At 56.7% G+C, this 24,342-nt stretch carries 17 protein-coding genes; 8 read left to right on the top strand and 9 right to left on the bottom strand.

The features are described from left to right. Positions 1-299: 299 nt before the first annotated feature. From Mal52_RS28225 to Mal52_RS28250, 6 genes are all read right to left on the bottom strand, one after another. Positions 300-1,397 carry a sialate O-acetylesterase gene (locus Mal52_RS28225; protein WP_197534529.1) on the bottom strand — a complete coding sequence of 366 codons (1,098 nt, stop codon included), beginning with the start codon at positions 1,395-1,397 and terminating at the stop codon, positions 300-302. Between the two features lie 37 nt (positions 1,398-1,434). Beyond that, entirely contained in the window at positions 1,435-2,007 is a 573-nt protein-coding gene (locus Mal52_RS28230) for a cob(I)yrinic acid a,c-diamide adenosyltransferase (RefSeq protein ID WP_145380244.1), read from the bottom strand. A 350-nt stretch (positions 2,008-2,357) separates the two neighbouring features. Next, the gene (locus Mal52_RS28235; protein ID WP_145380245.1) at positions 2,358-5,114 is read right to left on the bottom strand and encodes a HEAT repeat domain-containing protein; all 2,757 of its coding nucleotides are present in this window, start codon (positions 5,112-5,114) and stop codon (positions 2,358-2,360) included. 157 nt (positions 5,115-5,271) lie between these two features. Further along, positions 5,272-6,225: an aldose 1-epimerase gene (locus Mal52_RS28240; RefSeq protein WP_145380246.1), complete on the bottom strand. Its 954-nt coding sequence runs from the start codon at positions 6,223-6,225 to the stop codon at positions 5,272-5,274. 239 nt (positions 6,226-6,464) lie between these two features. Then, positions 6,465-7,031 carry a YqgE/AlgH family protein gene (locus Mal52_RS28245; protein WP_145380247.1) on the bottom strand — a complete coding sequence of 189 codons (567 nt, stop codon included), beginning with the start codon at positions 7,029-7,031 and terminating at the stop codon, positions 6,465-6,467. A 187-nt stretch (positions 7,032-7,218) separates the two neighbouring features. Further along, positions 7,219-8,067, bottom strand: coding sequence for a 3'-5' exonuclease (locus Mal52_RS28250; protein ID WP_231962472.1), 849 nt, complete (start codon positions 8,065-8,067; stop codon positions 7,219-7,221). 369 nt (positions 8,068-8,436) lie between these two features. Here Mal52_RS28250 and Mal52_RS28255 point away from each other — a divergent pair, with 369 nt between their 5' ends. Continuing rightward, positions 8,437-9,501, top strand: coding sequence for an AAA family ATPase (locus Mal52_RS28255; RefSeq protein ID WP_145380248.1), 1,065 nt, complete (start codon positions 8,437-8,439; stop codon positions 9,499-9,501). A 25-nt stretch (positions 9,502-9,526) separates the two neighbouring features. On the opposite strand, the gene Mal52_RS28260 is transcribed toward Mal52_RS28255, so the two are convergent. Continuing rightward, positions 9,527-10,747: a PcfJ domain-containing protein gene (locus Mal52_RS28260; RefSeq protein ID WP_197534530.1), complete on the bottom strand. Its 1,221-nt coding sequence runs from the start codon at positions 10,745-10,747 to the stop codon at positions 9,527-9,529. Positions 10,748-11,071: 324 nt separating this feature from the next. On the opposite strand from Mal52_RS28260, the gene Mal52_RS28265 reads away from it, so the two are divergent. The 6 genes from Mal52_RS28265 (at position 11,072) to Mal52_RS28290 (ending at position 18,678) form a co-directional block, all read left to right on the top strand. Then, positions 11,072-12,523, top strand: a complete 1,452-nt coding sequence (locus tag Mal52_RS28265; protein WP_145380250.1) for a hypothetical protein — start codon at positions 11,072-11,074, stop codon at positions 12,521-12,523. 116 nt (positions 12,524-12,639) lie between these two features. Further along, positions 12,640-13,611, top strand: a complete 972-nt coding sequence (locus Mal52_RS28270) for an alpha/beta hydrolase (protein WP_145380251.1) — start codon at positions 12,640-12,642, stop codon at positions 13,609-13,611. A 336-nt stretch (positions 13,612-13,947) separates the two neighbouring features. Next, complete coding sequence (locus Mal52_RS28275) at positions 13,948-15,510, top strand: P-loop NTPase family protein (RefSeq protein WP_145380252.1); 1,563 nt, start codon at positions 13,948-13,950, stop codon at positions 15,508-15,510. A gap of 224 nt (positions 15,511-15,734) precedes the next feature. After that, positions 15,735-17,405, top strand: a complete 1,671-nt coding sequence (locus Mal52_RS28280; protein ID WP_145380253.1) for an ABC1 kinase family protein — start codon at positions 15,735-15,737, stop codon at positions 17,403-17,405. 420 nt (positions 17,406-17,825) lie between these two features. Further along, entirely contained in the window at positions 17,826-18,317 is a 492-nt protein-coding gene (locus tag Mal52_RS28285; protein ID WP_145380254.1) for an ATP-binding protein, read from the top strand. A 31-nt stretch (positions 18,318-18,348) separates the two neighbouring features. Then, a complete protein-coding gene (locus Mal52_RS28290; RefSeq protein ID WP_197533556.1) occupies positions 18,349-18,678 on the top strand; it encodes an STAS domain-containing protein in 330 nt (109 codons plus the stop codon). 56 nt (positions 18,679-18,734) lie between these two features. Here the strand turns inward: Mal52_RS28290 and Mal52_RS28295 are convergent, their stop codons facing one another. Continuing rightward, the gene (locus tag Mal52_RS28295; protein ID WP_145380256.1) at positions 18,735-19,598 is read right to left on the bottom strand and encodes an alpha/beta hydrolase; all 864 of its coding nucleotides are present in this window, start codon (positions 19,596-19,598) and stop codon (positions 18,735-18,737) included. Between the two features lie 144 nt (positions 19,599-19,742). Beyond that, the gene (locus tag Mal52_RS28300) at positions 19,743-22,076 is read right to left on the bottom strand and encodes an alpha/beta hydrolase family protein (protein ID WP_145380257.1); all 2,334 of its coding nucleotides are present in this window, start codon (positions 22,074-22,076) and stop codon (positions 19,743-19,745) included. Positions 22,077-22,362: 286 nt separating this feature from the next. Here Mal52_RS28300 and Mal52_RS28305 point away from each other — a divergent pair, with 286 nt between their 5' ends. Further along, entirely contained in the window at positions 22,363-24,063 is a 1,701-nt protein-coding gene (locus Mal52_RS28305) for a serine/threonine-protein kinase (RefSeq protein WP_145380258.1), read from the top strand. Positions 24,064-24,342 lie beyond the last annotated feature (279 nt).

Consider the following 24,342-nt stretch of genomic DNA (forward strand, 5'->3'; position numbering starts at 1 on the left):
AGCGGCGTGACTGGCCGGCGATATCCCGCGACTCGCATGCAACGACCCGAAACCGCGGTACGTAACCCCTTACCAGAATAACCGTTACGTCTCTCCCGGCCCGTTAAGCCTGGGCTCTTTTCGCGCACAAAATGCCTCTGAACGCCCTCGACACCAGACTCGACAGCGATCTTTGGCAATGGCGGCGATTGATCCACCACCACGTCTATGCCATGACTTTGGTGTCTACTTGTTTAGCAATTGCCTCTTTGGAGTTGCCAAAACGGTTTCGTGATCGCGTAGGAGAACACAGCTACCGTTCATTTCCCGGCCCCGTTTGCCGCAGCTGTGGGCACGTCTTCCGGGGCCTCGCCGGTTGTTACCGGGATCTGCACGGCTGGGGCGCGGTTGCCTGCTTCATCAACCAAACTCGCTTTGGGATTCTGGCCAAAAGCGTAGATCAGCCGCGCCGGCAATCGCACGACGCGCTCGGGGATGAGCGTGACGGTCGTCTTACCCGGCGTCGCCATCGTGCAACGCACCGTCCCCTCTTCGTCGATCAACGCAAAGTCCGCTGCGTCGCAACCGGCCAGTTCTTCCACCTCGGCGAAGTGCGCCACAATCGATTTGCGATCCTCGGCGATAACCGCAGCATCCAAGACGGGACCGGGCCAGGCGATGTCGGTTTTTCCAAAGCGGTGACGCAACAGCGCGCGGCCGATCTCGCCGCCCAGTTCGCGATAACCGGCATTGTCCAAATGCACCGTATCTTTGAGCGTACGGCCCAGCGCGGGAACGAGTATCGCCCGCGGGTCGTCGGCCACGTATTGCCGCTGCGCTTCACGGAGCGTCATAAATCCGCTGTTTCCCGGTTTCGTCGCGGGACCAAGTTGCACGACGACGACCAGCATTTCCGGATTGTCCGCCGCTTTTCTTACGCGGGCAAAGTGTTCCTGCAATTCCTTCACATACTGGGCCCCCGAGGTTCCGGGAGCGGAATTGTTTTCGCCCTGGTACCACAGAAACACGCCCGCCCCTTGGCCGGCGCGTTTGATGCAGGGCATCAAGCCGACATACCCTGGCTTGCCGGGATGCCAAAACGAAATCGGTTTGCCGCCATTGGCGTATCCCAACATCGTAATGTCCCCCGCAAGCGGCGCGACCGCCTGTGCGGTGGCGACCCACGGTCCCGTTCCAGTCGTTCCCATACCGGGCAACGGATCTTGGGCGACGACAAATTCGCCAGTCTTGGGGTCAAACATGGTCACCCGCTCATCCGGGGCCGGTCCGGGAAGTTTCGCGCGTCCACAGGCATTCGACTGGCCTGAGAGGATCCACAGCTGCGGGTTATCGTCCGCATTGGCTTTTACTGAAATCAAAACGGATGTCAAACAAAGAAGATAGCGCAGTCGATGCACGATTTGCTCCAGGAATGTTATTCACGAAAAGGATGGACTACCGTTCGCCGCCGGGGACCCACAGGACGTCATTGTTGCCGGCGTCATTGCAGTACCGGGCCCAAACAAACAGCAAGTCGGAGAGCCGATTGAGGTAGGCGAGCGAATGCTCGTTGATCGTCTCGGCTGCGGCCAAATGACAGACACCGATTTCGACGCGGCGACAAACAGCGCGGGCATTATGCAAATGCGCCGCCGCTGGGGATCCGCCGGGGAGAACAAAACTGGTCAGTGGCTCTAGCGATTCGTTGGATTCGTCGATCCAGGTTTCCAACCGCGCCACCTGTTCAGACGTCACACGCAGCGGGGGATGTTCGGGAGGCGTATCGGTTTCGGGCACACACAAATCGGCACCGAGATCGAACAGGTCGTTTTGAATGGTCGCGATCCGCGGCGTGATTGCTGCGGGGAGTTCGACGTTGGCAGCGGTCACTCCCAGCAGCGTGTTGAGTTCATCGACGCCGCCATAGGCGGCAATCCGCGCATCGGTTTTGGGGACTCGGCGTCCATCCCCCAGTCCCGTTTCGCCTCCGTCGCCGCTGCGGGTGTAAATGCGATTGAGAAAAACCATGCGTTGTACTACTAACGTTTAAAACCTATGCGACAGTTGCTGGATCTGAGTTGACCTAAAAAAGTTAAACCACGAAAGAAGCGAAAAACACGAAATCAAGAGCAGCCAGTGCGACATTCAGTATTTCGTCATTCCGGATCGGGGTGCTACTGGCGGCACGTCCGCCAGTGCGTACGAGGACCGACCTTCCTGGACAGGGAAAACCCAACCTGATACGGCACTGGCGGGCAAGCCGCCAGTGGCACCCTCGTTCTTTAATTTGGTGATGCAGCCGGTTGCTTTTCGTGTCTTTCGTCTTTTTCGTGGTTCAATTTTTCCGTGGAAGGCGGTTCGAGGGTGCGTTGAAACGATTACTCTTCAGTTGGGTCCTTGTCGGTCTTTGGCTCTGCCGATCCCATGCCGGCGACTTTGCGGAACTCGGGGACTTCGTGGAGTGTTTTTAAGTCGGGATCTTCGCGCATCCAGCCGAGGTCTCCGAATCCTTGTTTGACGGACTTCTTCAAGTCGGCGATGGCTTTGCCGGTGTATTCTTTGATTTTCGCCTTGCGCTCGTCGGTCGATTCCTGCGCCTTGAGATGTTCGGCAGCCCGCGAGTAAACGCAGGCGGCGTTGTAGGAGAAGATGGCTTCGTCCTCGTAACGGGCGCGGTTTTCTTCGAGCCGTTTGACCGCTGCTGCCGTATCGTCGCCGTCCATCACCATCACTACACAGGCGCCGGTCAGCGCTTGAGAATTCCAGCGGTCCAACTCCAAGGCTTTATCAAAATCAGGCCGCGCCTCGGCGAATTTTTCTCGGCGGATATTTAAGTTGCCGCGAAAAATGTAACCGTCGGGCATTTTGGGATCGGCTTTAATGGCTTCGACGAATTGAGCCAGCGCTTCGTCGAGTTTATTCGCCTTTTCCAATTCGTGTCCCTGTCTGAGGAATTGATAGGCGGAGGAGCGTTCATAAATCTGTTGCAAAGCGTTGCGAGCGTAACGGCGTTTTTGCGGATCGCCCTCATCGCGCGCCTCTTCCAGCGCCGTACGTGCCTGCGGTGTGGCCAGTTGTGCCAGGACATTGCAAACCGCGCTCAACGTGCTGCTGTTGCTCGTTTTTTTCAAGGCGTCCGTCAATACATCGACCGATTCAGGACTCCCATCCTGCTGCAAGACCTGTGCCGCGGCTTGCGCCACGGATTGGTTTTCATTGATCAACGACGCGGTGGCAAGTTTACGAAATTCCGGTGCATGTAACGTCAGCAACGCTTTGAGGACCTCGCCCTTTTCGTGCGATTTCATTCCCTCGAAGTGTTCAACAAAAAACGTGGCAACATCCTTATCGCCAATCATCGTCAACGTACGAATCATGGCTTGTTTGTTGGACTGCTTAGAGAAATGCTTAAGCAGCAATGGAGCGGCCCGTTTGTCTTTCACGCGATTTAATAAATTGAGCGTGACGTTCAAGGTACTGGGATCGATTGACTCTTCTTCCAGGAGTTGCAGGGCGTATTCGATTGCAATCTGTTCGCTATCATGATCAGTCCGCGCGGCCAGAATGGTGTAGGCTTTACTCCGCAGCGCCATGTCGCCGGCGGAGAGCGCGTCCTTGAGGACCTCCAGCAACTTGGGGTGTCCCACCTGTGTTAGCGCTTGCAGCGCCTCTTGGTTCAAACCCTCGCGGGGGTCCTTAACGAATTCATAGATCGCTTCGGACCAAATCGGCCGCGGATGTGCTGCCAAGATCCTCACGATGTTCTTTTGCGATGCGGGAGGCTCGTTTTTCAGAATCGCCAGCAGTGCGTCATGCGCGGCGGAATAGCGAGATCCAGCCAAGGACTCGATCGCGGTGCTGGCCAACGGTTCGTTGTTCTTTTTCACATAGAACACCAATTTCTCCACAGCTGCCGGATCCCCGAAATGCCCCAGCGCCGTCAGTGCTGCGCGTTGCAATTGCGGGACTGACGAGTCGGCATACTCCAGGATGATCGGCAGTTTATCTTCGCCCAACCGACCGCCGCCGCTGGCCAGTGCGGCGACTCGCGAGAGCAGATGGCCTTGTTCAATGTTTGTCAAAATCTCATCACGCGGCAAGGATTGATAAGCCGATGCCAGCGCCGCCTGCACCGCTTCGTCGGCTGTTTTATGCACGCGACGCGTAGTCCCACGGCCTGACCGATACCGCGAACTGTGCGAGTTATTACTCTGAGGCAGGTCGCTGAGATGGAATTCGCGCATGGTGGCGGGAATGGGCGGGAATTGTTCGCTGGTTGCGCCGTTGACGCCCAACGAACTCGCGTTTTGAATAATCCAAGACATCAACTGCTGATCGGGCTGCGCCGCCCCTTCGGACCACCGCAAGACGACCCGCACCACCTGTTGTGTCGCCAGCTGATCCAGGTCATCCATCATGCTGCCGATGTTGATCGTATTCAGCTTGCCGTTGATCGTGGCCAATCCCAACGACCCCCGCGGACCGATCCGCTCGATTTCCATTCCCAACGCCTCTTTCTGCGAAGCGTTGACGTCGAATTCGACCGCCTTATCGTTGATTTGCACTTTGAGTGTCATGTCGGGGACATGCGTGCCGTCGTCCAATTTATCGAAGACCACCCATGTGCTTTGCATCCCCCCGGGGGAGAGTTTCAACTGTTTCGACGGTTGCATGTTGCGCAACTGCTGGTACTGATTGTCGATCTGTACCGATTGATTGAACAGCTGTTTGGGAATTTCCTCCAGCTTGATCGAGGTGCCGTCCGCCACCAGTTCGATTTGTTCGCGTTGGATCTCGATCGCCTCGGGCGTGAGATTGACGAGATTCAGCTTGGCGACAAAAAACCGCGCGTGTCGACTATTGGCACTGCGGTTGTAGTACCGCCCCAAATAGCAGGACTCCAACATCATCACGACGCGCTGTTGGCTTTTATCTTCTGGAATCCTGGGACGCTGATTTTTTTTCAGCGTGTCCAATTCCTGTTCGAGCTTGAGCAACCGCTGGCGAAGTTCGTTGAGCAGCGGCGCATCGGCCGTCGGCTGGCTCTCTTGTGCCATCGCCACGGTGGAAACACAGATCACGCACAGCGAGCAAAGCAATAGTCCGGCGAGCAGGCGGCCGTCGATCCTCTTCATGACCCAGGGTCCTTGTAACAGGTCCTAGTGGAAATCGTATGAGCAGCTTTTGGGTGGGAGATGCGACTGTGTTTGTCGCACCCCCCTGGAGACATTCACTATCGTGACCGTTCTTGTGAGGAATGACTACCCCGAAATCCCCCACGGGTTGCGCTACTTAGGCGTACACGCGTCCCAATTCGATATTGATCCACGTCTGAATCTTTTCACCGGGCGGCAAGACCAACCAACCGGTGTCATGTCCCGCTTCTTCGAGATTGACCGCGTCGGTGACACAGGTATACGGTTCGAGACAAACACTGCGGCCGGTGGGGGGTGTATAGACGACCAGTTCGCGAAAAATCGAATCGGTTTTTTGTGAGATCTGTAATCCCGCTTTTTCGTCCATAGCCAACGTTTCAATGTGACCGTTTTGCGGCTCAACACCGGTCAGTACGTCGTCCAAGGGGCGATCTCCCAAGCGACGTCCTTCGCGCAGGTCGACATGCTCATCGACGGGGACTTTTTTCCCCGTGGGCAGACAGTTGATCAATTCCCACGACTCGGCCGCGGGTGCCTGGACGAGGCAATCGGTCGCTCCGCTGTCACCGGCCAGTGGCATGCGAAAATAGGCGTGCGTGCCGAATCCCCAGGGCAGCGGATCCTGACTGGGGTTGGTAATCGTGATTTGGCAACCCAACGTCGATCCGGCAACTTCGTAGCGGAGTTCCAAAATGAAATCGGTCGGCCAATGTGGTAGGCGGTCCGGCGCATCGACGCTCAGTTGGAATTCGCCGACGACGAAATTCGTGCCCGACGATGTGACTCGCCACGGACGGTCCAATACGAAACCATGGATCGCATTCCCATCGCCATCGAGTTCGGTGAGTTGAAAATCCTGATCGTTCCAACGATAGCGGCCTTCACGGATTCGATTGGGAAACGGGAACAGAATGGGAATCCCGTTCCCACTGGCCCGCCCGCCGCCGGCAGAAAAATCGGGTTCCGCGTCGAGCACTTCAATCAGTTCGCCGTCGACCGGAGCCTGGAAGGAATAACAATTGAAACCGAACTCAGCCAGAATCTTGGCTTCTGCGCCGGAGTTTGGATCACGAATCACAATGGGTTCCATGGGCCACTTTCGTCAGTTGATAGCAGTTGTCTGAATACGGCAGCGGGGTTCGGCGGAGTTCAAGCCAGTGCACAAATCACTGAGTCGCCGCCCATCCCACCACACGTAAGAGGTCCCGGCACTCATGCCGGTAGTATTGAAAAAAATATTAAGTTGTGTTCGGTTACGTGAGCACGAATCCTCGGGGGCTTCGTTGAGGGAACAGCCATCGGCCACATGACCGACAGGCGGCGATCCCGCTAATTCAATTCGGGGTTTCCGTTGCTGGCGGGGACTACACCCGATTGACGACCGGCAATCTCAACCAATTTTTCCCAGAGTTCATACGGATCGTCTTGCAACACATGCTCGGCTGTGGCTGGTACGGTCAACCAATCGCCGCGCGCCAATTCCCCCTGTAGTTGATAGGGCGCCCACCCCGCGCACCCGCGAAAAATCCGAAACTTGATGTCCTTGTCGCCATCGGCGATCCGCTGCACCACATCCTGAAAAGCATTGGCCGTACTGCCCACATACAATCCGGGGAGCAACGGTTGCTCATTGAATTCCACGTCTCCCGCATTGTGCAAAATAAACAGCGCCGATGGCTCGACCGGCCCGCCGGTGTAGACTAAGTCCTTAATGCCCGGCAGGTCGAAATGGTCCGTTAACGCCTCCTGCACGGAGGTTTTTGACGGTTGATTTAAAATCAGCCCCATCGACCCGTTTTCGCCATCCTCGACCATCAACACGACCGATTTGAAAAAATGCGGGTCCCGCAGTCCCTTCACAGCCATCAGAAAATGCGCGCGTAGCGATTTGGGCATGATGCTCCTGACTGAGTGAAGATGAGGAAAGTTGGATGGGACCACTCAATTATAACCACGAATTCCCGCAAAATGTAAGCGCCGGGCAACCAAAGTTTTGCCCGGCCGGCCTTTCTCACCGACTGGTCACCTCGAGGATGTCCGACAAGTCACTTGAGGTCGCTGGACATAAGTGCAGGAAGTGCCGCTATCCCGGCTCTTCAGCCGGTTTCCAGTCGCCCCAATGCTCCAAATAGTGCGCATAAGCGGGGCTGTCGGCCGATCGTTCGCCCAGCCATTGCTTTGTCGCCGCCACGATCTCCTGTTCTCGGTCCAATTTGAGTGCCCCGGTCATCACTTGGCTGCGCAAAAACACGAAATAGGTGTCCAACACGTCGCAGCGGCAGTAATCATTGATTTCGTCGGCACGACCCGCTTCGTACATGTCCTGAACTTGCGATCCGTCGATGCCGGTTTTTCCCGGTTTGCCAATCAAGTTGGCCAACAAATTCAGTCCGCCGGTCATCCGCCCCGCACCGAAATTCGTGAAAAAGTCCATCAAATCGAAGTGGGACTCGAGATTGTAGCGATTTCGTGACTGTTCGAAGGAACGGTCATGGATGTTGTACCAGGTTGGCAGACTGATCCCGTAGCGATAGGCGGCCAATTCCATCACCGGCATGTCATAGCCGCGACCATTGAAGGTGACAAATGTGGGACGTCCGTAATGCGACCAACCGTCCCAGAACAATTTGGTGATCACGTGCGGACGATAGGCGGGAGCGTCCAGCACAACCAAATCGATCAATTCAAAATCGCCGCTGATTTTTCCGACGGCCACCGAGATCGGCAGCATGAAAGTCGGCGGAATAAAATCTTTGCCGTCGCCCCGCTGTTCGATCAATTCATCCCGATACGCCCGCACCGCTTCGGCCGGGGTGTAGTCTTTACCCGGATACCGCACCTTCGCAATCAAATCGCCATCAGCGATAGCTTCGACGTCGAAGACCAAATACTGGACCTGCTGCCCCATTTGTGCCGCTCGTAAATTTGCCATGTTGGTTTTTCCTCCTCGCGAGGAATAATACCCAGTTGCCGCACGAATGGCACGGGTCGGTTGAGAATTGCCGGAGAGCAGATGCATATTCTGAACCGGCGATGGGTGACCAGAACGTCCTTGCCAAATCACCGACAGGCTCCCACCAACCGATCGCCTTCAGTCCCGTTTACGGGACTTTCCCCGTTGAAAGCGGGTATTAGGCCCAGCGTTTACGGGGGTTCTCGCTGAAACGGCTTGAGCCATCACAGCAAACGATTCGACGGCAATGCTCCGTCTTTGCAATCGGTCACCCAGTTCGGCTACGATGAGAGCAGGCTGGTGCAACGTGCCAGCGACGTTTCTTAATGCCGCAAGTACCGAATCACCATGACCGATGCTGCCACCACCAATTCGTCGACTCCCACGGACTTGCGCGGGGGGGAAGAACAAGCCCTTGAGCAATTGGCCGGCGCCTATGGACGGATGCGGACCGAGATTGGCAAGGTGATCATCGGCCAGGAACAGACGGTCGAAGAAATCTTGATCGCCATGTTCTGCCAAGGGCATTGTCTGCTGGTCGGCGTGCCGGGATTGGCGAAGACGTTGCTGGTCAGCACGATTGCCGAAATTCTCGAGCTGACCTACCACCGCATTCAGTTCACGCCCGACTTAATGCCCTCGGACATCACCGGCACCGATATTCTACAAGAAGACCCGCAAACCGGTCACAATTCGTTCCAGTTTTTAGAAGGTCCGATTTTCGCCAACATGCTGTTGGCCGACGAGATCAACCGGACACCACCCAAAACGCAAGCCGCGTTGTTGGAAGCGATGCAGGAACGGCACGTGACAGCCGGTTCGCACACCTATCCCCTTCCGCATCCATTTTTTGTGTTGGCCACGCAAAACCCGATCGAGCAAGAAGGGACCTATCCGCTGCCCGAAGCGCAGCTCGATCGTTTTATGTTCAACATCGTCGTCAACTATCCCTCGGCCGACGAGGAATTGTTGATCCTCAAACAAACCACCGGCGCCGAGACACCAAAACTGTCCCAAGCCCTCAGCGGCGAACAGATTTTGGAACTGCAGTCGCTGGTCCGTCAGGTGCCGGTGGCGGAGCACGTGTTTGTCTATGCTCGCAATTTGGTTCGGGCCACGCGGCCTGATGAAACCGAAGCCCCAGCGTTCATCAAGGAATACGCCTCATGGGGCGCCGGTCCCCGCGCGGGGCAATATTTGATTTTGGGAGGCAAGGCCCGCGCGTTGTTAGCAGGCCGCTTTCACGTCACCACCGAAGACATCCGCGCCATCGCCCATCCCGTCCTACGGCATCGCCTGCTGACGAATTTCCACGCCGACACCGAAGGGATCACCGTCGACGACATCATCGACATGCTGCTCAAAGAGATCCGCCCCCCGCAGGAAACCCGTGCTGAACAGTTGTTGCGGTAGATCGCAAACTTCACTCAGTCCAGTATTAAACAAGTTCGGAAAGATCCAACTGCTCTTGTGCCGCCCACTGGCGGAGAATCTGCATTGCGTCGGGCGTCGGATCGGTATTTCGCTTCCCCTGGGCCTGCCACACAAGTTTGGAACGTGGTCTAACTTCAATGGTTAGGACGCGACGCCGAACGTCCCCGCGACGGACTCTCATCGACCAAATCGATGTTTTTCGACGGGAGCACGCCTTGATGTATGTTGCCACACAATGCCGCATATTTTCCCCATCGATATACAAGTCGCGGTCCGTAAGCAACTCGCGAATAGTCCAGATGGCATCATTTTGAATGCAATGAAAGTCGCCAATATTTGTCGGCTCCCAGAACTTTTTTGCACCAGGTAACAGCAACTGGAGTTGGACTTCATCACGCCAGTTTGCCATGTGTCTCCGTAATGACATCAAGGAGCGTCCGCGCAAAGAAAAGTCGGGTTGCAACGGCGCCGGGCCCCCTCCGTGCCCCCAGATCAATTCGGCCGGTCGAAACCGCTGCTCAAAAATGAACCTGATGATGCTTTGGATTTCGTCTCGACAAATGGGCATATTGCGCACCAAAAACCGCAATACGGACTCCCAGTAAGCATCATCAACCGTTGGTGCGCGAAGTAACGTATCCTTGGCAATCAAGCAGGCCAATCGGTCATCACCTCCCAGCGCGCGGACTTGCGACCAACGTAATGCCGCGAATGGCGACAGGCCGTCTGGAGCTTCCGCAAACCACCGCGCGACCGGTTTAGTCAACGGAAACTCAAACGGCAATTGAAAACTACGAATGCCGGCGCCGCGTGCGAGATGCAGGTACAGTTCCCGGGGCCAGCTCTCCTCGCCATCGGCCCACCACACGTTGGTCAGAAACGACGGGACCGGATATCGATCAAACAGGTGGTGCACCAACGACGACAACTGTTCGTGCGCACTTCCGCAGGGCGGACGCCACTGTTCAGGCGACCGCTCCCATTGATCGGCATGCCAATCGTCGCTATGCAATGCGATCCGCGCGCAGGCAGTGACAACGCGCGCGGCTTGCTCACCAGACGAGGAGCCCCATACAGAAGCGGGACGCAAAAGATCGCTCGAACGGCGCACAGCGTCAATGATCTGCCAATAGCTTCGCGCATGACGAGGGCTGCAGTCGGCCGATTTGCGGATCAGGCGATCCAGCCAAACCTTCGAACTCCGACGGCCATGATGAATACACATAACGTGGGCCTGAGTTGAAACATGGAGAGGCAACGTGGCCGCGCAGACCATCCGCGCAGCAATCGTCGGCAACCGTTTTCAACCGTTGCCGGCTCTTCACGTACTGTGTGAGCGTGTCATGGCCTTGGTTCTATTCTGTTCTGAGTCGCGAAAGAGATGCGGGCCGCTTCAGCGCCGGCATCGGAAAAGACATCGCCGAGTGAGACACCATTTTTGTGATTGGGTTCGCCGATTGGGCGGCGCGGAACTCTGTGCTACCGCCACGAATCAGTTGGCAGTACGATAGATGCCGATTCGATCGCAACCGAGAAAGGACGACACAGCATGAGAAGACTCTCAACACTTGCCGTAACATGCCTGTTCTTGGCCATTCCGTTTTTCACCCACGCTATGCCCGTACAAGCAGCAGACGATTCCGCACCACTGCCATTCACCGCCGGCACCGCCAAGGCAGTGATTACACCCGATGAACCGTTAACCTTGGTGATGGGGGGCAAGCCGAGTGGGAAGGATCATGACATCTATGCGCGGGTCTTGGTGTTGAACGATGGGCGGCAGCGGTTGGTGATTGTGACGTATGATCTGAATTGCTTGGACGTGGCGACACCCATCTTGCGCAAGCGCTGTCGCGATGAATTGGGGATTGATGCGGCGCATTTGATTTTGTTGGCGACCCACAATCATGCAGCACCGATTCAAATCGTGCCGGAGAATTTTGAATACGGCCGCACGTTGGCGGATAAAATCTACGGATTGATCGAAACTGCGATTGCCGGGGAGCAAGGTCCGGCGCAAGTCTCCGTCGGTTCCGGACCGGGACACTTTGTGCAGAGTGTCGGCCACGCGCCGACGGACTACGAGATTCAACTTCTCAAGGTCACCGTCGACGACAAACCGGTCGCGCTGTTGTTCAACCACCCGACGCATCCGCTGCAGTCGTCGCAGACACGGATCGATGTGGGGCATCCCGGCTATGCCGTCGACGATGTGGAGCAAGCGTTCCCCGGCGCGCTGGCGATGTATGCCGATGCCTGTGGCGGAAATCAGTTTCCTGATCGGGGCGTGATCATGTTCGGGACGAAAGAACAGGTCCGCGCATTGGGAGGAGAGTTGGCGGCAGCGGTGCTCAAGATCGCGCGGGGTAAGATGCGCGACGTGACTGGCAAAATCCAGGCCAAACTGGAAGTCATCTCGCTGCCGTTGGCCGACCCCATCCCCTTAGACGAAGCACGAAAACTGGCCGAGGGGGTGCCCATGAATATCGGCTACGTGCCCTACCCCCATCCTGATCGCGGGACAAATTGGATCCGTGCGTTGATGAAACATTACGACGAAAACATCCCCTTCCCCAAACGGACCACCGACCGAGTTTGCACCGACGATGCGTTTTTGGTTCGCGAATACGAAACACCGCGTGATTTTCCCTGCAAGTACGAAGAAGTCATCGTTGCCCGCATCGGACCAATGGCGTTTGTGGCGATGCAGGGGGAGGTCTGCGCGCCGATCGGTATGCGGATCAAAGACCAACTGCGCCGCGTCGGTTTGCCGATGATGGTCTTCGCCTATATGGGGGAACATAATCTGTACATCCCCACCCGCGAATTGGTGCGGCTCGATGCGTATCAAGCGAAAGTCATCCGCACCCAATACGCCTCACCCGTCGGCTGGGCGCCGGAGGTCGAGGATGAAATGGTTCGCGGCGTACTGAAACTCGTCCGTTCGATGTTTGAGGATGTCCCCGCAACGAAGACGCTGGGCCTGGACGAGATGCGGTGACGACCAACTACAGGATCCATCTTGACCGGTGAGTCATTCGCTGTTAAAGACGCGCTCGCTTCTCTCTCGTTCCCCTGACTGTCCGTCCATTCATCTCGCAACCTCGAGGTGCTGTTATGCCGTGCGCTCGTCTTGAAACGCTATTGCGGCGTGGATTGTTGGGGCTCCTCGCAGCGATGCTGTTGTTCCCGGTCACCGGATGCGCGTCATTGCTTTCTGAGATCATGGTCAGCGCGCCGAATCGGTTCAATCCGTTTGGCTCGAAAAACATGCTTTCGCCTCCCGAACGGAAACTCCTGGGAGTCGATCAACAGTTTCGCGTCGAGGTCGGGCCGCCGGATGCCAAGCTTGCTGTTTCGGTGATCGAGCCCGAGAACTTTGCCGAGCCGCGGGGGACAATTCTTGTGCTGCACGGCATTTGGAATCGCAGCATTTGGATGCTGGGCACGGCGCAGATGTTCGCTGATGAAGGTTACCGCGCGGTGCTGGTCGATTTGCGAGGGCACGGAGCGTCGACCGGGAAATGGTTGACCTATGGACCCCGTGAATCGCGCGACATCTCGCAAGTGATCGATGCGTTGCAAGAGCGTGAATTGGTGGCTGGCCGATTGGGTGTGTATGGTATTTCTTATGGAGCAACAACTTCGATCCATGTGGCCGGCGGCGATCCGCGGATTTCTGCCGTGGTGGCCGTTGCGCCGTTTAGCAAAATGCGCGACGAAGTCCCCGACTATTCGCGGACCATCCTGCCGGGCATCGAGGACTGGGTCTCGGACGATACCTTTGAAGAAGCGGTCGATGCAGCCGGCGACCAAGGAGGTTTCGACCCTGACATGTCCGACGCTCTGGAAGCGATTCGCAAGACCGATGCCCCGGTGCTGATCATGCATGGGCAGGACGATTGGTTGGTTCCGCCGTATCACTCGATGCGGCTATACGAAGCGGGACGGGATCATGCCGAATTGGTGCTCATGCCTCGCTTGGGACACATCTCCATCTGGTTTGATGCCGAGGGCGAAGTGGCCGCCAAGGCAAAGAATTGGTTCGAGCGGCATCTGGCAAGCGGACCAAAATCCGCCGCGCCATAAGTGTCGTTGGTGCGATCCGATCCGGTCAAAATCATCGGTCGTCGCGGCTGTGACGACTGGTTGCGTTACAACGCATAATTGGCCGCATAGTCGGCACGTTTCGTTTTGGCAACGTTGAATTCCCGCAACTTGCACGAGATGCCCACGCAAAATTTGACTCCGAGGCATGTGGGGTCTAGTTTTTGGTGCCCTTCACTCGAGTAACGTTCATGAGCGAAAATAGGGCTTGAACTGCTACTCGGGAGGGATCGCGCCTCCCACGTCGTGATTGTACTTTCAACTTGGCCTTCCCCCCGAGCCCTGAAGTAGGGCGCCTGGATTGAGACTTCAGACAGCATGACCGACAGCTCCGACAAATTGACACCTGCCCAGTTCCTCTCGCAACTGAAACGGGACACCTCCTCCGCTGACGATTCCGTCGCAGCAGATTATGGGGGCATTCCGAATTTTGACGACCTCGACTTTTCCGACCTCGAGCAAACCAATGCGACAGAGCAGGACGATTCCGAAGGCGACGAAGGACAAGATTCAGCGGAACAAAACGACGCCGAGGAATCGCCGCGCGACCACCAACAACTCAACGAACTGTTCGAGCGGGTGCATACCCTGCTGGGTACGGAAAATCAACAGGAAGGCGACGTCTGGTCGCCGCCCGAACCGGAAACCATCGAGGATACCGGGCTGGGTTTCGAAGAGATCGAACGGTTGGTTCTGAAATACCTGATGGCCCGCGGTGCCGCTGCTGGACGAGCGGTGGCCACGCACATCTGCATACCGTTTCAGATCATCGATCCACTGTTGAAAAGTCTCAAAGCCGATAAGCTTGTGATTTTCAAGAACTCGGCCACGATGGGGGACTACGAATATACGCTCACCGACCTGGGACGCGAACGCGCGCGGCGGTATAGCGAAGAATGCACCTATTTTGGCTCCGCCATGGTGCCGCTGCAGGACTACCTGATTGCGATGGAAGTCCAAAGCATCGCCAAGCAGGAGGCGACCGAAGAAAACCTGAAGGAAGCATTTTCGGATCTGATCATCGAACAAGCGATGCTCGACCAACTCGGACCGGCGATTAACTCGGGACGCGGGATGTTTCTGTTTGGATATCCTGGTAACGGAAAGACCAGTATCGCCGAACGGGTCACCGGTTGTTTTGGGTCCACGATTTGGATTCCCCGAACACTGGGAATCGATGGCGATATCATCCGACTGTACGACCCGGCCATCCACGAAAAAGTCGACGACGATAACAAATCGGAGGGGATCCTCTCCATGAGCTCCTACGACCGCCGTTGGGTACAAATCGTGCGTCCCACGGTCGTCGTCGGTGGTGAATTGACGATGGAAGAGTTGGAAGTCCGGCAGAATCCCGCCAACAAGTTGTGCGAAGCCCCGCTCCAACTGAAAAGCAACTGCGGTACGCTGGTCATCGACGACTTCGGACGGCAACGGATGTCGACCGATGAGTTGCTCAACCGCTGGATCGTCCCGTTGGAAAAACGCTACGACTTTTTGAATCTCCCTTCCGGTAAGAAGATCCAAGTCCCGTTTGACCAGTTGATTATTTTCTCCACAAACCTGGAACCCAAGGACCTGGTGGACGAAGCGTTTCTGCGGCGGATTCCCTATAAGATCGAAGCCACAAACCCCAGCGCAGACATGTTCCATCAACTGTTTGAATTGATGGCACCAATGCAAGGATTTCAATACGACAAAGGGGTCGTGGATTACTTAATTCAAACGCATTACGTCGAAACTGAACGCGAAATGCGGGCTTGCCATCCTCGCGACTTGTTGCTGCAGATCCGCAACTTTTGTACTTATAAAGGGTTGCCCAAGAAAATGACCGCCGAAGCGATCGACATTGCGTGTTCTAATTATTTCACCGTGATGTAATCGGCGATCCGTCATGTCGCCTGCACTGCCGAACCGCCTGATTGATTCTCCGCCTCCAATAGCGGATAGTAACATCCCGTCCGGACGAAGAATGGCGATCCTGAGGTTGTTCCTCTCTGGTACAAGACAAAGCATGACGGCCGGCATCCGTATTGGGGGACGAACTGTCGCACAACGATGTGCCGCATCGATGATCTTCCGTCCCGGCTCACTGGAGGGCCATTTTGTTCGAAGCCCGTCCCATCCGTTTTCTGCGTAATCTGGGACGCAGTCGTGAAATCGCAACCGTGCTCTTAAACCACGGTTTTGCCGATGTCGTGGAACGACTACGGCTAATGCGGTACTTCCAATGGTGGCGGCGGGTTGTGTTTCGTCGCCGGCAACCGGTCGAACCCCCGGCCACACGCGCGCAACGCATTCGCCGCGCGCTGGAGGAGTTGGGACCGACGTTCATCAAGTTCGGACAAGTCGGTAGCACCCGGCCCGACCTGCTCCCAGCCGATGTGATCGCTGAATTAACCAAACTGCAAGAACGGGTCCCCACCTTTTCGCCGGAACGAGCCATCAAGCAGTTCGCCGACGATATCGGCTGCCCGGTCGATGTGGCCTTCGACGAGTTTCAACGGACGCCGCTCGCTTCAGGGTCGCTGGGACAAGTCCATCTTGCCAAATTAAAAAACGGCAAACCGGTTGCAGTGAAGATTCGCCGTCCGGGAGTGGTCGACGAAATCGAACGTGATCTGTCGCTGTTGCTGGAATTGGCGGCGCTGGCTGAAAAATACCTACCGGAATTCGAAGTCTTCGACCCGACCGGTTTGGTGAACCAATTTGCCCGCACCATTCGCCGCGAAGTTAACTTCATGCGCGAAGCGCGGACCTTGGATGAATTTCGCCGCTTGTTTCGCAACGACGCCACGCTGTTCGTGCCGAGCGTCCATTGGGACTACACCACCGAGAGCGTGCTCACAATGGACTTCGTCGACGGCTTGCCGGTCAGCGCGCATGAGAAAATGCTGGCGCGGGGTATCTCACCCGTCGACATCGCAGCCAATGGCGCGCGGATCTTTATGAAACAGGTCTTTGAATTAGGCCTGTTTCACGGCGATCCGCATCCGGGAAACATTCGTGTCATGCCCGATGGTGTGATCTGCCTGTTGGATTACGGCATGACCGGGCGGTTGGACGACGAAAAACGAGAACAACTGTTGGATCTGATGGTGGCCGTTGCCCGACAAGATGTCGCAGGAGTGGTCAAAATGGTGCTCAATATCGGAGTACCCTTCCGCGAGATCGACCATCCGCTTTTGCAAAGCGACGTCCGCGATTTTGTTGAGACCTATTATGGGATCGATTTAGAACGCATCAATGTGGGCAACATGCTCACCGATTTTGTCAACGTGCTGGCCATTCATGGAATCCGCTTTCCGGCGGACATGATGTTGTTGATCCGTGCGATGGTCACCTTAGAAGGAGTCGGCCGCGATTTGGATTCGCACTTCAATATGGCCGAGCATCTCGCCCCGTATGTGCAACGACTTGTCCGCGAACGCTATAACCCGCGGAACATGATTGCCCGCTTTATCGACGACACACAAGCAATGGGCAGCGTGCTGTATGACTTGCCCGTGAATCTCGGCCGGACATTGGAAAAAATCAGCCGTGATGACCTGCGCGTCAAAGTCGAATTCCAAGACCTGGACCGGCTCACCACCGAGGTCGATCGTAGCAGCAACCGTGTTGTCATCGGCATGGTGCTGGCTGCATTGATCGTAGCCTCCTCGCTCATCATCCGCACCGGCTCGGACCACTTTTGGATCAGCGTGCCGGTCTACCTGCTCTCCAGCTTCTTGGGGCTATGGCTCATCTACGGCATCTTCCGCAGCGGCTCGCTCTAGTTGGATGGGTCAATCAAACGGCGTACCCCCCGGCAGAGCCGGGGGCTGGAAGCGGGCATGGCAACCACAATCTCCCAGCCCCCGGCTCTGCCGGGGGGTATTTTTTACCACCCCGCTTCTCTCCGGCTCCAACGGTGGTAACGTTTAGTCGGGTCACGCTAGGCCTGCGGGCTTGTATTGATGAAATGGTCCCGTGAAAAGCTTTTCTGAATCTCTCGCTAGTTCCCATGAGGTAGTTTTGAGAGACAGGGGCACGGTTGCCGATTAGGTAACTCTAGCTGCTTGTGTCATCCTCGATACGGGTTGCACAACACTCCGAGGCGCGTTTTGCCGCGTCGGGACTTGAGTGGCAACATCTTTTGCCGACTGGTCATGCAACCCGTTTCCTCTTTTCATTATTCGCACTAGGGCCGAGAACTGATGACATTACGTTCCACACCCTCGCGACGGATCGCCAATGTCTATGGGGCACCGGAAAAGCCTCTTGTTGCTCATGCCAAGCTTGCCGTCTCCAGCGACTTAAGCGAATTGGCCCGCGTGCGGGAATTCGTACGGCACGTGTGCCGGGAGTTGGATGGCCACGCCTTGGATGAGCCCAGCACCACTGCGGTGCAATTGGCAGCCACCGAAGCAGCCAGCAACATCATGCGGCATGCCTATCGCGGCGAAACCGGACGCAGGATCGATGTCAGCGGAGAGGTCCTGGACGACCGGGTTCGTATCGCATTCGCACACGATGGAGACCTCTTCGAGCCTGAAGAGACCGCCGAGGTTGCTGAACCCGATGTCGACGCCACCACGCGGGGCGGACTGGGGATGTACATCATGCAGGAGTTTCTCGACGAAGTTGTGCATGCCGAAGACGCTGCGCAACGTTCGTCTACCACGTTAATCAAAAATCGACAGCGCTGAAACGCAACGGAGCCTGAATCGGATGGAAACTATGCGGGATAAGAGAATCGACGTGGCCGTCTTGACTGTCAATCAAGATTACATGGATGCCAGCAACGCAGCTGCGGTGAAGCAGGACATTCTTCGGCAACTCGATGGACGGACGCAGGCGATTTTGGATCTGAGCCGCGTTGCGTTTGTTGATAGTGCGGGATTGAGTGGACTACTCGCCTGCCTGCAACAAGTCGCTCAAGCCGGCGGGGATTTGAAGTTGTGCGGCATCACCGACGAAGTCCGCGTGTTGTTCGATCTGATCAAGATGCAACGGCTGTTCGAGATTTTCGACAGTACCGAACAAGCCGTGCTGGCCTGCGAGGGGTAAACCCAACGGCGGCCCCCCGGCGCAACCGGGGGGGGGTGATAGAAGAACGTGGCTCGCTATCCCCGCGACAACCAATCACGCACCCGTGTAAAGGGGACGTCCCACAGCCCCGTGTAATTGGTGTTCGCTTCTTTGACGGTTTGGAATTCGATCTGCGGATATTCCGCCGTCAGCGCGCCGACCTCTTCCGGTTGATTGCTAAAGACCGGTGAGCGCGTGATCGACTCGGTTCCCACCAGCAGCAAGACCGGACAGCCGACCTGCGGCAGATGCTTGACGATGTCGTAGGAATCTTCCGGCCCGTATTTCTCCAGGAAATTACGTGCCGTGATCAGCATGGGCAGCGGAAGTGTGATCGACATCAACCGGTCGGGCATGCCGTCATCGACAAACGCACGGGCTGCCTCAAAATCGTTGCGGAATTTTTCCGCTTGCGGATGCGCCATATACGCCGCATGCTGAAACCGCGGCGCGGAGAGCGTGACCACATGGCTCACCGCCGGATGAGTCGCTTGGGCCATTGTATAAATCGCCTTCACGCCCCCCATGCTATGCCCCACCAGCGCAACCCGCCGGTAACCTCGCCTGAGCAGTTCGTTAATCCCCGCATGCAGATCGCTGCGGCAATCCGCAATCGATTCAAAGGCAGCTCCGCCGCGCAGCGCCCCGAAGGGGCCCGGATTCGAACAAATCGCATCATGCCCCCGCGTATTCATCCGCAATGCCGGCACCCCCGCCTGAACAGCTTGCTCGGCAAATGATTCCAGCACACCTGGCGCATAAAAATTGCTGCCCGTTCCGTGCAAGAGCAGAAACGCATCAACGGGAAGTGAAGACTCGACCCCGGCTTCGGGCAGCGCCAGGGCGCCGTCGAGGTAGATTTCATCATTTGTGGTTACGCGGACAAGTTCCAACGGCATTGCAGCAGGGCTTTCTCTCGATCTGTCCTTGGGGTATTGAAGAGGACATCATAGACAGTTCATCATCAACGGACTACCACCGCTAATTCGGCAACGACCGTGGCACCATTCGAGGTTTCGTTTCGCACAGCTTAATCTACGGTTTTACTTACGATCCTGCGGCCAATCCAAATGCCGGTGCAGGAACTCAAACGTCCCTACACCGTTGATCGAATGCGGGCCTTTGAAGTATTCGATTTCGGTTTTCTCGGGAATATCCAACTCCGCATAGTGCCGCCGGACTTTGGCGTATTCCCAGGCGACCCATTCGTCCGGGGCGACGCCGTCGTAATGGCCCCGTTCGACCATAAACGGACGCGGCGCCATGAGACTGGCCAGTTCGGCATAGTTAGCGACGTGCCCCATGTTCCATTCAAACATCTCGTACTCGCCGGTGAACATGTAACTGTAGCGGTCCGAGACGCTGGTGTTTTTCAAAATCCATTCGTCGTAGTCCGCTGAGCAGATCGACAATGCATAACCCGGCAGCAGCGGCGGAACACGAACGGCAGTTTTACCGCCGTACGAAAGTCCATAAAACCCAATCCGCTGCGGGTCGACGTTCGGCAATCCGGCCAGAAACTCCAGTGTCCGTTCGTGCTGCCGTAGGATGTAACTGAACAGCGAGCGTTTCACCGGATTCGACTTGCGCTGCAGTACGCGAAATCGGTCCTTGCCGCGATAGGGATTCTGCGGCGAGTACGTGATGAAACCACGGTTGGCCAGTTCATGGGCATAAGCGCTGTAATATTGAAATCCGCGGCCTTCCTGGGTGATCGTGTCCATCGGCACGCCTTCGAGGCCATGTTGGCAAACCACAACCGGCCGTTTGTCTCCCTCCTTGAGATTTTTGGGCAGCAGCAAAATCCCTGCAGCGATCACATCGGGATAGACATCCAGCACGACTTCGTAACCGGTGTATCCGGGGGTATCGAAAATTTGTCGCGTTCGGGGATGAAGCGGCATCTCGGGCGGTGGGATTTTTCCGATCAACTCATCCCAGACATACTGCCGGTAAAATTCGGCGGTCTTTTCCCAACTGTCGACAGAGCTGCGATCGGCTTTCGACCAGAACTTGTCACGGACGCCGGAACTACGGCGCGATAACTCCTGGGTGAACTCCACGAGCTGCGCGACTTGGCGCTGCTGGCGGGTTTGTGGATCAAACAACCGCCGTCGATCCGCTGTTGCCGGTGCGGCGGGCGGATTGAGTTTTTCAATCGACAAGCCTTTCAAAAACGGACCCAGCGCCGCGGGGGTCCCCGAGGGTCCATCCCCTTCACGGCTGCTGGTGAAGAAGAACTTGTCGGTCGCGTTTAGCTTGTTGTAGTGCACGGCGGCGCGGTCGACCTCTTTGCGGACATGCCCGAGCGTACAAATTTCAATCGCCCCCGGCGCTGCTCCGCCGCTACGGCCTGCGGTCGGCTGGGGTGGTCCGGCCACTTCAGGAACGGCCGCCGCTTCGATCGTCAGGGAACGCGGCGCAATCAACCCGGCCAACTCCGCATCGCCGAATTCACTCAACTGGCTCCACACGTTGCGGTAGATCGGTTCCTGCCACACCTCTTCACGAGCTTCGAAATATCCGCTCACCAACACCGCATCGATCCGCGTATCAGCGGCGCCGCTATGCAGTGCCAGCAAACCCCCTTCGCCGACCCCCAATACCCCGATCGGCAAATCGACGTTTTCCATTTCATTCATCCGCTCAAATTGATCGACGGCCGCCATGACTTTTTGGACTTCATAACCGATCACATGCCGTCCCATTTCGAACGCCTGGCGGTAGATCCATTCGCGGTGTGTTTGATTCGTCATGCGGATGTCGGGATTGCCGGAAAACGTATTCGCGCGGCTGATCAGCGTGGGGATCAACACCTGGCAACCGCTGGCGACCAATTGCAGCGGCGAACGTGCGGGAACGTCGACTCCCTCTTCCAGACCGATAAACATTTCCGGCGTCCAATCGGCATCGGGCAGTGCGATCACACGGGCTAGCGGTTTCGATTTCGGTTGCAGGAGCAAGCCTTCGCCATAAACTCCCCGCAGCGCCGGCCAGCGGACGGCGAGAATTTGATACGTATCGGTTTCGGCCACAACCGCCGCATCGGTCGTACTGGCGATCAATTCAATCCCTTGCGGTTGCGGTCGTTCATCGACGGCACCGATGATCGTGCGAAACCCGGCCCGATTATCGGCGACACTTTTGAGATACGCCGCTTCACTACTGTAATCACGGTTCCAATGGGCCGCCCGCTTCGCAACAGAATCGGCCAGTTCGCGCAGAGCAAATCGATCAATCCCATCGACCATCACTTCGTCCAATGGCTCAGTGATCGTCAACGGTTCCGTCCCAGGTAAGGCCTGAGCAGCAGCTGTCGTCGTAATTCCAACGACAACCAGCCAAGAACAGACAACGGCAAATAGGCGAAGCGGCATGGTCAGATACCTCGGTAGGAACCCGTTATCAAACCGCATCAAAGCGGTGGTTTCGGGCGGAGATTGTAGGAAGGAGATCCGTACCTGCGAAATTTGTAACTGTTTGTACAAAACCCCGCGACGGCACTTCCCACTGTACCTGACCCATGCGGCAAGTTCAAAACCACTGGGGCTGCGACCAGGTCAAAAGGCCGAGGAATTGCCCCCACCTGGGCGGAAGCGTATGATACGTGAGCGCCTGTGCGCTCAAGTTCCAGGAACTGGTGTCCCGAAAATCGTCTGATCTATGCCAGACTCACCGCTGCCCAATGATTCGTCAGAACGACCTGAGCCTAATATTGGGCCGACGCGCGCGTTGCCAAATGTCAGCGGCACTGGAATCTTTCCGCAAAATGGCGGGGCGGGCGGCCAATTCCAGGACCTGACTGAGCAGACGCTGGGAGAGTTTCGCGTCCTACGGCGGATCGGCCGCGGCGGCATGGCAGAGGTCTATCTGGCCCAACAGACCTCGCTGAATCGGAACGTCGCCTTAAAAGTCCTGCGGCCCGATTTGGTCTCCGACGAAACGCACGTCAAGCGATTTCGCACCGAAGCCCTGGCCGTAGCTGGTCTGAACCATCCCAATATCATTCAAGTCTTCTCTGTGGGTACAGAAAACGGCTTTGAGTATATCGCGCAGGAATACGTCCAAGGTTACAACTTGCGGCAATATCTGGTCCGCAAGGGGCCGCCCGACCTTCCGATGGCGCTGCACATCATGAAACAGGTCGCGTCGGCGCTTTCGGCGGCGGCTCAAGCGGGTATCGTGCATCGCGACATCAAACCCGAAAATATCATGGTGACCCCTAAAGGACGGGTCAAAGTCGCCGACTTTGGACTGGCGCAATTGACGCTGCAAGGCGAACGGGTGAACCTGACGCAAGTCGGCATCACCATGGGGACGCCGCTGTACATGAGTCCCGAACAGGTCAACGGCAGCAACGTCGGCCACCAAAGCGATCTCTATTCCTTTGGCGTGACCGCCTATCACATGTTGGCCGGTTCGCCGCCGTTTCGCGGAGAAACCGCCGTGAGCGTGGCGGTGCAACACATCAAAGGCGAGGCCACACCATTGGAGCAATCGCGGCCGGACTTGCCTATTTTACTGTGCCGCATCGTTCACAAATTGATGGCCAAGGAACTGACAGACCGGTATCGCACGGCTGATGCGGTGCTCAAAGATCTCAAACGCGTGGTGGAGGAACAGGACAACGAACATCCACTGCGGGGCGAGGCGGCGATGCCCACCGTCGAAGCCGGTCCGCAACCCTCTTCGACGCTCTCCACCATCTCGCTCCCGGTCCAATCAATCGTCCGACTCCCCGACCGTCCGCTGCTCAACCAACTAAAACCTCTGCTCTACGCAGCAGCAGCGCTGTTTCTGCTCGGTTTCGGCGCAGGCTGGTTGGCCCTGCCGGCTGATCCGCTGAAGACCTACGAATTGATCCCAGATCCTGACGTGCGTCGCCTCGACACCGTCCAGGAGCAGGTTTTCTATGCCCTCAAGTTGGGTAAGTCGGAACCTGCCTGGAAAGCAGTGATCGAAAACTTCCCGGACGAGCTGTACTATCACGATGTCGCCAACCGGCGCTTGGCGCTGCTCTATCTTGATGAAGCAAAGTACTCCGAAGCGGAAGCGATCTTTAAGGACTTCATTGAAGCCCCAGCCTCTGAACCGGAAAAACAAGCGTTCGGCTATGCCGGCAAGGTGCTGTTGTTCAACGAACAGGGCCAATTCGAGGAATCGCTACAAGAATTCCTCAAGAACCTAGCTCCGTCCGAATCAAAGTCGATGGTCGATGATCTGGACGACGGCGAGATGCGGAAGAGGCTTCGAGCGGCGGTCAATCTCAACTTGTCCAAGTTGAACAAACCTCCTGAGGACAAGTTGAAACCATTTTTGAACGACGCGCCCGAAGGACCGGATGAGGGAGCACCCGCCCCGTAAGGCAGTTCGGGCAACTTGGGCAGTCGCTACCGATTAATCCGCCTGCAGGGTGTCGTCCTAAAAAAAGGAATGCACCGGCGCACTTTCTGCCAAGGTCTAACGATTGTCTGGACGATGATGGTTGTGCGGCCGATGACTGATCGAGCCGCTGCGATGACAACCTGAGAATGCGGACCCGATTGAAACCAGCTACGGTGCCCGGCCGAAACTACGCCCGGGATGCAAACACCCGCCGCAACGCATTCCAAGCCCCCGTCGACCGTCGTAGACGATTAAAGG

Origin of the sequence: Symmachiella dynata (assembly GCF_007747995.1) — a bacterium.
Lineage (GTDB): Bacteria > Planctomycetota > Planctomycetia > Planctomycetales > Planctomycetaceae > Symmachiella > Symmachiella dynata.

Excerpts from the sequence above, each read along its gene's own strand:
- Mal52_RS28290 (WP_197533556.1), top strand. The coding sequence starts at position 18,349 with ATGCGGGATAAGAGAATCGACGTGGCCGTCTTGACTGTCAATCAAGAT.
- Mal52_RS28250 (WP_231962472.1), bottom strand. The coding sequence starts at position 8,067 with ATGGCAAATTTACGAGCGGCACAAATGGGGCAGCAGGTCCAGTATTTG.
- Mal52_RS28295 (WP_145380256.1), bottom strand. The coding sequence starts at position 19,598 with ATGCCGTTGGAACTTGTCCGCGTAACCACAAATGATGAAATCTACCTC.
- Mal52_RS28245 (WP_145380247.1), bottom strand. The coding sequence starts at position 7,031 with ATGCCCAAATCGCTACGCGCGCATTTTCTGATGGCTGTGAAGGGACTG.
- Mal52_RS28285 (WP_145380254.1), top strand. The coding sequence starts at position 17,826 with ATGACATTACGTTCCACACCCTCGCGACGGATCGCCAATGTCTATGGG.
- Mal52_RS28240 (WP_145380246.1), bottom strand. The coding sequence starts at position 6,225 with ATGGAACCCATTGTGATTCGTGATCCAAACTCCGGCGCAGAAGCCAAG.
- Mal52_RS28255 (WP_145380248.1), top strand. The coding sequence starts at position 8,437 with ATGACCGATGCTGCCACCACCAATTCGTCGACTCCCACGGACTTGCGC.
- Mal52_RS28305 (WP_145380258.1), top strand. The coding sequence starts at position 22,363 with ATGCCAGACTCACCGCTGCCCAATGATTCGTCAGAACGACCTGAGCCT.
- Mal52_RS28300 (WP_145380257.1), bottom strand. The coding sequence starts at position 22,076 with ATGCCGCTTCGCCTATTTGCCGTTGTCTGTTCTTGGCTGGTTGTCGTT.
- Mal52_RS28260 (WP_197534530.1), bottom strand. The coding sequence starts at position 10,747 with ATGTGTATTCATCATGGCCGTCGGAGTTCGAAGGTTTGGCTGGATCGC.
- Mal52_RS28275 (WP_145380252.1), top strand. The coding sequence starts at position 13,948 with ATGACCGACAGCTCCGACAAATTGACACCTGCCCAGTTCCTCTCGCAA.
- Mal52_RS28265 (WP_145380250.1), top strand. The coding sequence starts at position 11,072 with ATGAGAAGACTCTCAACACTTGCCGTAACATGCCTGTTCTTGGCCATT.
- Mal52_RS28230 (WP_145380244.1), bottom strand. The coding sequence starts at position 2,007 with ATGGTTTTTCTCAATCGCATTTACACCCGCAGCGGCGACGGAGGCGAA.
- Mal52_RS28235 (WP_145380245.1), bottom strand. The coding sequence starts at position 5,114 with ATGAAGAGGATCGACGGCCGCCTGCTCGCCGGACTATTGCTTTGCTCG.
- Mal52_RS28270 (WP_145380251.1), top strand. The coding sequence starts at position 12,640 with ATGCCGTGCGCTCGTCTTGAAACGCTATTGCGGCGTGGATTGTTGGGG.